The sequence below is a fragment of the Rossellomorea sp. ABR4_012 genome, from assembly GCF_056159545.1.
In genome coordinates this window covers 148,084-160,194 of the sequence record NZ_JBSWVK010000005.1, presented here as the reverse complement: position 1 = coordinate 160,194, position 12,111 = coordinate 148,084, and the positions used below count along the sequence as shown (strand labels likewise).

Below are 12,111 nucleotides of genomic sequence, written 5' to 3'. Positions count from 1 at the left end.
TTCCTTTTTAATAAAATTGATAGAAAGTAGAGTCCTCCCGTTCTTTTACACTCATATGACTGCATATGATAGAGAAAGAAGAATAGGGAGGAGAATTATTTATGAAATACGAAACTGAGCAAGCCCTTCGTGTGAAAAGCCTGGCAATGGATGTAATAGAAGAATTGATGAAAGATCATCCCGGTCATGATCAAAGAGACCTGAAGCAGGTAACAGAGTTGTTTGCCCGCTGCATGTGTGACTTGGTCAATGTCTATACCAATATTTCTGAAGATCATGAAATGACTCTCCGTGGAACCGTCATCAAAGCAAGGATTGGATATAATACATTAAAAAAGAAATCTGCAACATTGGAAAAGTAATCCTCTTGATCATACAGGAAAAAGGGACAGTTCCAGAGTTGGAGCCTTCCTTTTTTTATGGGCTTTTTATGGAATATCAAACATAATAGTGGCAAATATATGAAATACTAAAAAAATAAAGCTTAACAATTGTGTATATCTTCATTGCATGCTATTCTTTTTTATTGAGCAGGCTTATAGGGAGAATGGATTATTTGCTAGAAATAGTTGACGTTTTCTTCATTATCCATTACTTTTATGAAGCAACCAAATACAAAGTTGAATAAGGAGTCGATTCATATGGCACAAAAAACATTTACAGTTACAGCTGAAACAGGAATTCATGCTCGTCCGGCAACATTATTGGTTCAAACGGCAAGCAAATTCGACAGCGATGTACATCTTGAATACAAAGAAAAGAAAGTAAACTTAAAATCAATCATGGGTGTTATGTCTTTAGGTGTCGGTAAAGATGCACAAATTACGATCATTACTGAGGGCAGCGACGAAGAAGAAGCATTGAAGAGCTTGGAAGAAACATTAAACAAAGAAGGTTTAGCTGAGTAATGTCAAGCATCTTGAAAGGCATTGCGGCATCTAACGGGATTGCCATTGCTAAAGCTTATCGTCTGGTAGAACCTGATTTAAGCTTCGAAAAGAAGTCAGTTGAGAATGCAGACGAAGAAGTAGCTCGTTTTCAGGCTGCAATTTCAACTTCTAAATCAGAGCTTGAAGCGATCCGGGATAAGGCAAGGGAAGACCTGGGTGAGGATAAAGCCCAAATCTTTGAAGCGCATCTTTTAGTACTAAGCGATCCAGAATTATTGACACCTATTGAAGATAAAGTGAAGACTGAAAATGTAAACGCTGAATTTGCTCTTAAAGAAACTGCCGACATGTTCGTTTCCATGTTCGAATCAATGGACAATGAATATATGAAAGAACGTGCAGCGGATATCAAAGACGTAACGAAACGCGTCCTTTCTCATTTACTTGGAGTTCAAATTGCCAACCCAAGTATGGTTACTGAAGAAGTGATTGTCATTGCAGAGGACCTGACTCCTTCTGACACTGCACAATTAAACCGTCAGTTTGTTAAAGGATTTACAACAGACATCGGAGGCAGAACTTCTCACTCTGCCATTATGGCACGTTCAATGGAAATTCCTGCAGTGGTGGGTACGAAGTCGATTACTTCTTCTGTTGAAAATGGTGACATGATAATCGTTGACGGCTTGAATGGGGAAGTACATATTAACCCAACACCTGAGGTCATTGAAGAATATAAGAAAGTGCATGCCCGCTATGAAGAGCAAAAGGCTGAATGGGCTAAGCTTGTAAACGAGCCGACCGTTTCCAAGGATGGTCACCATGTAGAGCTGGCAGCGAATATCGGAACGCCGAAAGATTTAGAAGGTGTAAAGAACAACGGCGGTGAAGGGGTAGGCCTTTATCGTACGGAATTCCTATACATGGGGCGTGACGAGCTTCCGACCGAGGAAGAACAATTCGAGGCTTATAAAGCAGTATTGGAAGGCATGGGGGATAAACCTGTTGTCGTGCGTACGCTTGATATCGGGGGCGACAAAGAACTTCCATATCTTAACCTTCCTAAGGAAATGAATCCTTTCCTAGGGTATCGTGCGATTCGTCTGTGCCTGGACGAGCAGGAAATCTTCCGTACCCAGTTAAGGGCATTATTGAAGGCAAGTCCTTATGGTAACTTGAAGATCATGTTCCCGATGATCTCGAACCTACAGGAGTTCAGAGAAGCTAAAGCAATTCTCGAAGAAGAGAAAAAATCACTTCAAGAGAATGGTACAGATGTAGCTGATAAAATTGAAGTGGGAATCATGGTTGAAATTCCATCAACTGCTGTCTTGGCCGACGTATTTGCCAAGGAAGTCGATTTCTTCTCAATCGGTACAAATGACCTGATTCAATATACAATGGCAGCCGATCGTATGAACGAACGTGTGTCTTACCTGTATCAGCCATACAACCCTGCTATCCTGCGCCTTGTGAAAATGGTCATCGATGCCGCTCACAAAGAAGGAAAATGGGCAGGCATGTGCGGTGAGATGGCTGGCGATGAAATTGCCGTACCTATCTTGCTTGGACTAGGTTTGGATGAGTTCTCAATGAGTGCTACTTCCATTTTAAGAGCACGCTCTCAAATCCATCGCCTGAATCAAAGCGATATGAAAAAGCTTGCTGAAGAAGTACTCGGACTTGACACAAATGACGAGGTCATCAAAGCGGTCGAAAAAGCTGTTTCTGAAGTCTAAAAAGACGTTTAAAGGATGGAAATGGGGGTAATGTAATAAAGAATAAGAAGTTGAGGCACTCAAATGGCCTTTTCATTCTCATTTCCCCCTTTTCTAAGGATTGAAAGAGTTACTCTTTCAATCCTATTTTTTATGTTTTTTTTGAAAAGGGTTTCTCCACTCCATCAATAATCCATAATCACATGATTCTTTATCTTCAAGATAGCATTTTACAGCTTTTAACGGCGTTCTTCCGCATTGAAGCAGGAATGTGATGACAGGATCTTTATATTCACCGGCAGTTAATTTTTTTACATATTCCTCTATGGTGAAGATATGAGAAAATTTGTGGTAAGTAGGGATGCGGCCGCCCCCTAAAAGACGGTCAAGCTGCAAATGAACCACAATCTCATACATGGCATTCATTAATACTTTTCCAAGCTTATATCCACGGAAGTCAGGGTCGATGCACAGGTCGACTACATAAAGAGTATTTCCATGCTGATTGTGGGTGCGTATGTATCCTTGATCCGTTATGTCATCCCAAGTATGGTCAGGATGAGATTCATCGAAATCGACGATCAGACCGGTCATGCTGCCGGCTATCTTTCCGTCAATTTCAACACAGAGTGCACCTAATGGGAAGTTGTTGATGTGACTTGCCAGTTGTTCCTTATTCCACCATAATTCCGGAGGGAATGGAGGAGGGAATGCACGCTTCTGGATTTCAATGAGTCCGTTGAAATCCGAAGTGGCATAGTTTCGAATAATAGCCTTATGTATTTGATTGTTTCTGAAGACAAATTGTTGTTTTCGATACATGATCGAACCTCATTCATCAGAAATTTACTTGTTCATTATACTTTATGAAAGCGCTTTTTTAAAGATATTTCACAAAAATAATTTTAAAAAACATTCATTTTTCTAAACGCTGTTGATTTCCGTGCAAGACTTCGATTTCCGCGGGCGGCCCGTGCGCCTCCTGGCATTCTCACAGCAGATCATGTCCAGCTCCGGTGACTAGCCCCCAGAGGTCATGATGGGTTTTTTATTGAGGTTTACGGGGGCTATAGACGTTGTTGACGCAGTATACGAATGGCTGCACTCGCAGTATTAGGTGTATCAGCGTTATTGCTCGATGAGCGGTATAATGCAGCCTACGAAACGGGGTGAATCGGGGGAATCTTTTAATTTTGGCATATAATCTTTCGAAAACTAGATTTTTTCTTTCAATTCCGGGCAATAATCTTTGAATTTTAGGATTTATTCAGTCACTTACTAAAAATATCCACGTTACAAGCTAAACTATAAGCTAAATCGACCGATAAGGCAAAGCACGCCTTCGCTGCCGATTCGTCTTATGCCACACGCCTTTGGAGTCTTCGTCTTCATCTAGTACTCCAAACAACAGCTGGATCAGTGTAATTAATCAGTTCATATTAACAAAACAAAAAAATTTTAAAAAAGTTTTATTTTTTGGTTTAGTTATTCTGTAAGGCGGGTAATCTATAAGCAAGCATGAAATTGGAGATTAATTTCTCACTAACACCCCCTTTTCCTTTTTTTTGACTGACTCAGTATATTGCTGGGCAGTCTTTTTTTTGTCCACTTTTAATGCCAGATTTTGTACAGAGTTTTGATTTGAATACTTCCTCCATGGCCGATAAATACTAACTGTAGTGTTTCTGAAAAGGAATACAAAAAGAGAAGAGGGTGTGGGAATATGGCAAAACGTACGAAAAAGAATGATCCGCAGCAAAAAAATAAAAAAGGATTTGATTCCTCCCAGTTGAATCAAGAATTCGCACATGAATTTGGCAGTGCAGCAACGAATAAGATTCACAAAGATAAAGCCAAAAAAGAAAAAGCTTCTAAAAACAACGGAGAATTAAAAAAATAGCAGAAAAAAACAGACCTTGGATTTTAAATCAAGGTCTGTTCAATTTTACATATGGCTGGTAATGAATGACTCAATGCGTGAGAGCCCTTCCTTTAACTGTTCCAAAGAGCATGCATAAGAAAGGCGTACATATCCTTCGCCATATCTAGAAAAGGCATCCCCGGGAACCACAGCCACTTTTTCTTCCTGTGCAAGGGCAAGTGCGAATTCAAATGATGTCATATCAATCTTGTCCGGGATTTTAACGAAGAAATAAAAAGCACCATCAGGCAGGACCACACGAGGGAAACCGATTTCCCGTAACCGCTTATATACATAATCTCTTCGTGTTTTATATTCCTTCTTCATATCCTCTGCATCATTTATTCCAATGGTCAAAGCTTCGTATGCTGCTTTCTGAGAGACAGAAGATGCGCAGGAAACATTGTACTGATGGACCTTCAATAAATGTTTACTGATACATTCCGGAGCGAATATCATCCCAATTCTCCAGCCTGTCATACTATGGGACTTCGAAAGGCCGTTGATCATGATGGTTTGGTCTCTAAGAAATTCAGCGATTGAACGGTGAGTCCCTTCAAATGTCAATTCACTATAAATTTCATCAGCCACTACAAAGATGTTCCGCCCTTTGAGCACGGAGGCAATCTCCTTCAATTCTTCTGTGTTCAAACTGACTCCTGTAGGATTGGACGGGTATGGAAGGATAATGCATTTTGTTGAATCTGTAATATGTTTCTCGATTGATTCCGCACTGACCTTGAAGTCGTTTTCTGTTGTATCTATATGGACTGCTTTTGCGCCGCACAGATGGATGATGGGTTCATATCCAGGATATACAGGTCCTGGAAGAAGACATTCATCTCCTGGTTCTAAAATCGAACGAAGTACTACATCTATTCCCTGGGAAGCACCATTTGTCACAATGACTTCGGAATCGGGACGATAATGAACATTATATTTTGTACCGACAAAAGCGGCAGCAGCTTCTCTTAACTGGAGAAATCCTGCATTATGTGTATAGGAAGTAAAGTCTTCATCGATTGCTCTCTTTGCAGCTTCCTTTATATGTAAAGGAGTGGGGAAGTCAGGCTGTCCGATGGTAAGGGAAATCATGCCCTCTATGTCAGCCACCATGTTAAAGAACTTTCTGATACCCGAGATTTTGATTTCCTTTACATTTGGATTTAAGTATTGTTCCAAGATGTACACCTACTTTTTTGAGAATTGTCCAGCTCCAGCGCATAGCCCCTCGAGACGTTTCGGTCCGGCCAATGAAGTCAAAAAACGACTTCACCGGCCGGACAAAGAGCGTTTGTCGGGGCTGAACAAGGCGCTTGCGCTTTTCTTAATTTGCTACATATTTTATCATTTTTTACTGGATTAAAGGAATGATTTTGTTTGAATAGAATAGAAAAGGGGAATGGGTAGAAAAGTAAAGATAGGCGTAGAAGGTGATACAGCAATGATTAGAACGACTGCAATTTTATATGATGGCGATGTCCTCCAGGATGTGCCGGTATCCAGAGTGAAGGAAAGTGATGTGAAATGGTACTGGGTTGATTTTAACGAACCGACCGAGAGGGATATTCGTATGTTGAAGCGATTCTTTCAATTTCATCCGCTTGCAATAGAAGATTGCCTGGATGATTTTAGTGAGAGGCCTAAATTGGATTTTTATGATGGATATATATTTGTGTTGATGCATGCGATCAGACGTAAAACGCTGGAATCATACGAAGTGAATCTTTTCGTGAATTCAAGATTCATCGTAACGTTCCATAAAGAACCAGTCAGCGAAATAAATAACCTATGGAAAATGGTAAAAGAAGATGGTGGACAGCTGAGTCCGTTTACCATCATGCATGGTATCATGGATAGGCTGGTCGATGAGTATTTTCCTTTGATTTACAGCATTGAAGATCGCTTGAATACCATTGAGGAAAATACGAATGAGGATTCAGATTCAAACCTGATGGATGAATTATTCGATATCCGTCATGAAATGTCCAAATTGAGAAGAACCCTTGTACCAATGCGGGACCTAATGTACAGGATCAGTAATTCTGGCAAATTGAATGCGTTGAAAGAAGAGCAATTATACTTTAATGATGTGTATGACCACCTGATCAAACAAGTTGAGATGCTGGAGTCATATCGGGAATTTTCTGCAGACATTCGTGATAATTATCTCTCCATCAATTCTGATAAAATGAATAATATCATGATGACATTAACGGTCATCACAACGATTTTCATGCCTCTTACATTTATTGCGGGACTTTATGGAATGAACTTCGTTTACATGCCTGAATTGAATGAGCATAATGGGTATTTCATTGTGCTTGGAGTAATGGTCGCGATTGCGTGCATCATGTTTGGCTTCTTTGTGAAAATAGGGTGGCTTAAATTCGGGGCCAGAAAAAGAAGGCGAAAAAGACGGCTGCTGAAGTTAAAATAGTTTACATGCAATACTTGAATGGACATGAACCAGTTTTTAATTCCAGTCAATGAAGAACCAGCGGACCTGTTTTATGTCCGCTGGTTCTTTATTTGTTTTCTTGCATGAGCCATGCATTTTCAACGGCAGTATCCACCAATTTCTCAATCCCCGAAATAAAAAAATGTTCTAAATGGTGGATTTTTAATAAAAAACGCGGTATATTGAGTGAGGACAAAAGAAGAATTGGGATTATATAAATTCCCGAGAGGTTCTAGCACAACCCTCTATAAAAAACTAAGGGAAACGGCATCCTTAGGTGTCGTTTGTTTTTGTTTAAGCGGGTTTTCTCAGGCTGTTACTTACAGCCTTCACTCTGGCAGGAGATAGATTCAGAGGGAAGAGCATGATTATAGAGTTATAAAGAATCTTTTTCTTCTTTTCAAGGCGAAGATCAATGCCTAAAGAAAGAGAGGAGAATGGCAATGAATCAAGAAAAAGCATTAGTCGTCTTTAGCGGCGGCCAGGACAGCACCACTTGTTTGTTCTGGGCAAAAAAAGAATTTAAAGAAGTGGAAGCAGTAACCTTTAATTATGGACAGCGGCATGTGGCAGAACTGGACTGTGCAAAAGAAATAGCAAAGGATTTACATGTTCCCCATCATATACTGGATATGAGTTTATTGAATCAGCTGGCACCTAGTGCATTGACGAGGGATGATGAAGCAATCACTCAAGAAGAAGGTGAATTACCTTCTACATTTGTACCTGGAAGAAACTTGTTGTTCCTGTCATTTGCAGGTGTGTTGGCAAAGCAGATTGGTGCAAAACATATCATAACCGGTGTATGTGAGACAGACTTCAGTGGCTATCCCGATTGCAGGGATATCTTTGTGAAATCACTGAATGTCTCCCTTAACCTATCAATGGATGAACAATTTGTGATTCATACCCCATTGATGTGGATCAATAAAGCCCAAACATGGGAAATGGCCGATCGTCTCGATGCACTGCATTATATCCGAAAAAATACGTTAACCTGCTACAATGGTGTAAAAGGTGACGGGTGCGGTGAATGTCCGGCATGTGAATTGAGACAAAGAGGTTTGAGAGATTATATAGAGAGTAAAAAAGGAGGAGAGGAATAATGCTGCAGCAAATTTATCCGACTCCTCAACATGATTATGAATTCGAACTGAATAAAGATATGCATTTCGCAGCGGCACACTATATACCGCATGAGGATGCAGGGGATTGTCAGAAGGTACACGGTCATACCTACTTTGCCAATATCACAATTGGCGGAAATGAATTGGATCAATCAGGTTTTCTCATTAATTTTCAACATATCAAAAAGTTGATTCATAAGCGGTTCGACCACTCTCTTCTAAATGAAGACAGCAGGTTTTCAAATCACGATTCCATGAAATTCCCTACCACCGAAGCAGTAGCCAAGACAATATGTGAAATTGTGCAGCAGCACTTGGATACGTTGGAGCATCGCCCTCAGTGCCTGCAGGTGTTTTTACGGGAAACTCCTACATCTTATGTAATATACAGACCTAAAAAGGGGAGAGCATGATGAAGAAAATCCCTGTCTTAGAAATATTCGGTCCGACCATACAAGGAGAAGGCATGGTCATCGGGCAAAAAACAATGTTTGTGAGAACGGCTGGATGTGATTATAGTTGTGCCTGGTGTGATTCAGCATTTACCTGGGACGGCTCTGCGAAAGACGATATCAGACTACTGACAGCTGAAGAAATATGGAATGAATTAAGAGAAATAGGCGGGGGTCGTTTTTCTCATGTAACGATTTCTGGAGGAAACCCTGCTCTTCTAGCGAGTTTACATGAGCTTCTGTACATCTTTAAGGAGAAAAATATTCAGTCAGCACTTGAAACTCAGGGAAGCAGATGGCAGGACTGGTTTTATGATATCGATGATTTAACCATCTCACCCAAACCGCCTAGTTCACAAATGAAGACGGATTTTGAAAAATTGGACTTAATCATTCAGAATTTGATTGAGAATGAGTCTACCTTCAGCTTGAAAGTGGTTGTCTTTAATGATGGAGATCTTGAATATGCAAAGGTGGTTCATCAACGATATCCATCAGTTCCATTCTATATCCAGACTGGAAATCCTGAAGTTATGGAAGAAAATACAAAAAAGTTGGTTTCTGATTTACTGAATGATTACGAAACATTGATTGATAAGGTCTCACTTGATGAAGAATTAAATCACGTCCGCGTTCTCCCTCAGCTGCATACGCTTGTCTGGGGAAATAAGCGGGGCGTGTAGTAAATATAAGGACAAAAAAAGCGATTGGAGGTTCTATCTCCAATCGTTTTTTTGATGAAATTTGTTTTATTTTCTTGAATTTTCATCTTGATCGCGGTCTATGCCGCTTTTTCCCTCTACATAAAAAACTTCATCAAAGTCATCGTTACCATCTTTATTTTTGCCTATTGCAAATAGAGGGGTTGAATACTGTGCAGGTAGAATGTGACCATTTATTTCTTCAAAATCAAGAACCCTTCTATTCTCCGCATCTCGTCTTTCTGGCATTATTGATTACACCTCCTTACTTTAGTTTGCTGAATCAGTATTGATGTATGTGAAAAAAAATTAAGAATAAGTCTGGCGTGCATTCTTACTTTCACTACAAAATGTGTAAACAAGTACAGGAATTGTTCGATATAAAATATGTAAGGTATTTAGGACCGCATGAACATTGCATTATTTAAGGGAAGGACGTATTGAAAATGAATGATTCAAAAGGGATCCTGCTCGAAAGCGGGACAAATGAACTTGAAATGGTTGAATTTGAAGTTCAGGATAATAAATTCGGAATTAACGTAATAAAGGTGAAGGAAATCATTCTACCAACCACGGTCATACCTATCCCGCACTCTCATCCTCATGTGAAGGGACTGATTCAATTGCGGGGAGAAGTACTTCCCGTAGTGGATATGGCGAGAGTACTGGGTCTTAAAGAAAAAGATTCACCTCAGTCTAAATTTATCGTGTGTGAGTTCAATAAACAAAAAGTGGTTTTCCATGTACATAATGTCACTCAGATTCACCGTATTTCATGGAACCAGATTGAAAAACCATCCGAAATGTATTCGGGTATAAAATCTGGCATCATCGGGGTGGTGAAGCGTGAAGATTCCATGGTTTTAATGGTGGATTTTGAAAGTATCATGGTTGAAATCAACCCTGAATCCGGGATACACCTTGAACAAGTGAAAAAGCTCGGACCAAGAGAAAGAAGGAATAAAAGAATCGTGGCTGCTGAAGATTCACCGCTTCTTCGAAAACTTCTCAATGAAACATTGACGGAGGCGGGTTACGAATCTGTGGAATTTTTTGAGAATGGAACTGATGCATTGGCTTTTCTTGAGTCCCTTGCAAATGAAATCGGCCCCATCGAAGACTTGGTCGGACTGGTCATTACAGATATTGAAATGCCTCAAATGGACGGCCATCATCTCACGAAGAGAATTAAAAGTCATCCGGTGCTAAAGAAGCTGCCGGTCATCATTTTTTCTTCACTGATTACGAATGATTTACGGCATAAAGGTGAAATGGTTGGTGCAGAGGAACAAGTAAGCAAGCCTGAGATAGCAGAACTTATAACGAAAATTGATCAGTACGTGTTGTGATGAAAAAAATGGCCGTATGACAGTTCAAAGTCATACAGCCATTTCTACCCTTTAGAGGGGATATGCGTTAATGCGCTAAATTTTCAAGGTATTAAAAGAAGCTGTCGCCCAGCTTTTTAAATACAGGTTTTTGATAACTGTTTTTTCCTTGTTTTTTATGATTATCATCAGTATCAGACATTCCGGTATATTCTTCCAAGATGCCCTTTGCATGCTGAAGCCCCATTTTACTTCTCGGATTTCTCAGGGATTGATCGAGTGTTCCCAGGTGAGGCAATTGTTTAAAATCTTCTTTTGAAGGAGGGATGTGGAAGGTGTATTCACCACAATCAACCAGGACATCTGATTGCTGCTGACTGAATTTAGGATTCTTTGAAAAATGAAGTCCTACCTTTTTGGCTTTACCTTCACGGATCATTTTCATCAATGCGCGTTTTTTTAATGCATACAAGTATTTTGGGTTACCGGCAGTCTTCGCATGTCGATTAACAGTGAAAATGGCTTGAGAGAGGGTATTTACTGATGTGGAGGAAGAGGTATTTTTACTAGTATTTCTCAAGTTTTTGGCTCCTTTCTGTTTTGTTCCCTACTATTATACATTCTTTTCCTATCGTTGGAAAGGTTATGAAAATAATTTATTATTAGAAAACTGCTAAGTTTTAGAAAAAGCAAAAAAGAACTGAATCATGTTAAAATGATCAGTTCTTTTGGATGGCATGTTTGATTGTTTATTGGCTGAACGAGCCGCCTCCGCTTTAGGTTCTTCCAGCTCCGGCGCTTAGAGGCACATGTCATAAGTCAACCCGTCCAAGAAGGCAAAGAGCGCCTTCGTGGACGGTTCGCCTTATGCCACACGCCTCTGAGCAAAGCCCCTTTGCATTTGTTATCATCCAGCTCCGGCGGCTAGCCCCTCGAGGTCATAAGTTAAATGGTCCAAGAAGGCAAAAAACGCCTTCCCGGCCCATTCACCTTATGCTTGTCGGGGCTGAACGAGCCGCCTCCGCTTTTGTTATCATCCAGCTCCGGCGGCTAGCCCCTCGAGGTCATAAGTTAAATGGTCCAAGAAGGCAAAAATCGCCTTCCCGGCCCATTCACCTTATGCTTGTCGGGGCTGAACGAGCCGCCTCCGCTTTAGGTTCTTTGCGGGTAGATATTGATATTTTCCGTAACATTGTACGGAGAAGGGGCATAATTGTTTCCATAAGGTGCGCCGCCATAAGCTCCATAACCTCCATAACCTCCATAAGGCGGGTATGGAGGATAGTACGGCGGGCAGCAAGGTCTGTTAAACAAAAATGGGCTGATGGCAAGACCAGCTAATCCTCCCGCTATAAACGGAAGACCAAAAAAAGGAAAGAAACGCTGATCATATCCTCTCATGGCCGGGTGGTTGTAGTTACTATAAGGAATAAATGAGCGATGATACATGAATAACCTCCTCTCTATCCTTATTATTGTATGGTCAGGTTCTTGACTGTGAGCCTGTTTAAAA

Annotated in this window: 14 protein-coding genes and 1 riboswitch; of the genes, 9 read left to right on the top strand and 5 right to left on the bottom strand. The window is 40.5% G+C overall.

Annotation, left to right across the window (positions count from 1 at the left end):
• Positions 1-101 precede the first annotated feature (101 nt).
• The 3 genes from ACXAFV_RS18930 to ptsP all read left to right on the top strand — a co-directional run bounded on the left by ACXAFV_RS18930 (position 102) and on the right by ptsP (position 2,629).
• Complete coding sequence (locus ACXAFV_RS18930) at positions 102-362, top strand: hypothetical protein (protein WP_475128753.1); 261 nt, start codon at positions 102-104, stop codon at positions 360-362.
• 279 nt (positions 363-641) lie between these two features.
• Positions 642-908, top strand: coding sequence for a phosphocarrier protein HPr (locus ACXAFV_RS18925; protein ID WP_032089054.1), 267 nt, complete (start codon positions 642-644; stop codon positions 906-908).
• The gene (ptsP, locus tag ACXAFV_RS18920) at positions 908-2,629 is read left to right on the top strand and encodes a phosphoenolpyruvate--protein phosphotransferase (protein ID WP_475128751.1); all 1,722 of its coding nucleotides are present in this window, start codon (positions 908-910) and stop codon (positions 2,627-2,629) included. Before ACXAFV_RS18925 ends, ptsP begins: the two co-directional genes overlap by 1 nt.
• A gap of 123 nt (positions 2,630-2,752) precedes the next feature.
• Here the strand turns inward: ptsP and ACXAFV_RS18915 are convergent, their stop codons facing one another.
• Complete coding sequence (locus ACXAFV_RS18915) at positions 2,753-3,430, bottom strand: GNAT family N-acetyltransferase (RefSeq protein ID WP_475128749.1); 678 nt, start codon at positions 3,428-3,430, stop codon at positions 2,753-2,755.
• Positions 3,431-4,331: 901 nt separating this feature from the next.
• Here ACXAFV_RS18915 and ACXAFV_RS18910 point away from each other — a divergent pair.
• Positions 4,332-4,508: a hypothetical protein gene (locus tag ACXAFV_RS18910; RefSeq protein ID WP_475128747.1), complete on the top strand. Its 177-nt coding sequence runs from the start codon at positions 4,332-4,334 to the stop codon at positions 4,506-4,508.
• A 45-nt stretch (positions 4,509-4,553) separates the two neighbouring features.
• Here the strand turns inward: ACXAFV_RS18910 and ACXAFV_RS18905 are convergent, their stop codons facing one another.
• Complete coding sequence (locus tag ACXAFV_RS18905; RefSeq protein ID WP_475128745.1) at positions 4,554-5,711, bottom strand: aminotransferase A; 1,158 nt, start codon at positions 5,709-5,711, stop codon at positions 4,554-4,556.
• Between the two features lie 220 nt (positions 5,712-5,931).
• Here ACXAFV_RS18905 and corA point away from each other — a divergent pair, with 220 nt between their 5' ends.
• The 4 genes from corA (at position 5,932) to queE (ending at position 9,252) form a co-directional block, all read left to right on the top strand.
• Complete coding sequence (gene corA / locus ACXAFV_RS18900) at positions 5,932-6,969, top strand: magnesium/cobalt transporter CorA (RefSeq protein ID WP_475128744.1); 1,038 nt, start codon at positions 5,932-5,934, stop codon at positions 6,967-6,969.
• Positions 6,970-7,210: 241 nt separating this feature from the next.
• Positions 7,211-7,255, top strand: a riboswitch (PreQ1 riboswitch).
• A 178-nt stretch (positions 7,256-7,433) separates the two neighbouring features.
• On the top strand, positions 7,434-8,096 hold the full coding sequence (gene queC / locus ACXAFV_RS18895) for a 7-cyano-7-deazaguanine synthase QueC (RefSeq protein WP_475128742.1): 663 nt from the start codon (positions 7,434-7,436) through the stop codon (positions 8,094-8,096).
• On the top strand, positions 8,096-8,530 hold the full coding sequence (queD, locus tag ACXAFV_RS18890) for a 6-carboxytetrahydropterin synthase QueD (RefSeq protein ID WP_475128740.1): 435 nt from the start codon (positions 8,096-8,098) through the stop codon (positions 8,528-8,530). Before queC ends, queD begins: the two co-directional genes overlap by 1 nt.
• Positions 8,527-9,252 carry a 7-carboxy-7-deazaguanine synthase QueE gene (gene queE, locus ACXAFV_RS18885; protein ID WP_475128738.1) on the top strand — a complete coding sequence of 242 codons (726 nt, stop codon included), beginning with the start codon at positions 8,527-8,529 and terminating at the stop codon, positions 9,250-9,252. Before queD ends, queE begins: the two co-directional genes overlap by 4 nt.
• 66 nt (positions 9,253-9,318) lie before the next feature.
• Here queE and ACXAFV_RS18880 read toward each other — a convergent pair whose 3' ends face one another.
• A complete protein-coding gene (locus tag ACXAFV_RS18880) occupies positions 9,319-9,519 on the bottom strand; it encodes a hypothetical protein (protein WP_475128737.1) in 201 nt (66 codons plus the stop codon).
• 197 nt (positions 9,520-9,716) lie between these two features.
• Here ACXAFV_RS18880 and ACXAFV_RS18875 point away from each other — a divergent pair, with 197 nt between their 5' ends.
• Positions 9,717-10,619: a chemotaxis protein gene (locus tag ACXAFV_RS18875; protein ID WP_475128735.1), complete on the top strand. Its 903-nt coding sequence runs from the start codon at positions 9,717-9,719 to the stop codon at positions 10,617-10,619.
• Positions 10,620-10,710: 91 nt separating this feature from the next.
• Here the strand turns inward: ACXAFV_RS18875 and ACXAFV_RS18870 are convergent, their stop codons facing one another.
• Both ACXAFV_RS18870 and ACXAFV_RS18865 read right to left on the bottom strand, forming a co-directional pair.
• Positions 10,711-11,178 (bottom strand): YkyB family protein, encoded by a 468-nt coding sequence (locus ACXAFV_RS18870; RefSeq protein WP_475128734.1) that lies wholly within the window; start codon positions 11,176-11,178, stop codon positions 10,711-10,713.
• A 572-nt stretch (positions 11,179-11,750) separates the two neighbouring features.
• Entirely contained in the window at positions 11,751-12,047 is a 297-nt protein-coding gene (locus ACXAFV_RS18865; protein ID WP_475128732.1) for a hypothetical protein, read from the bottom strand.
• Positions 12,048-12,111: the final 64 nt, after the last annotated feature.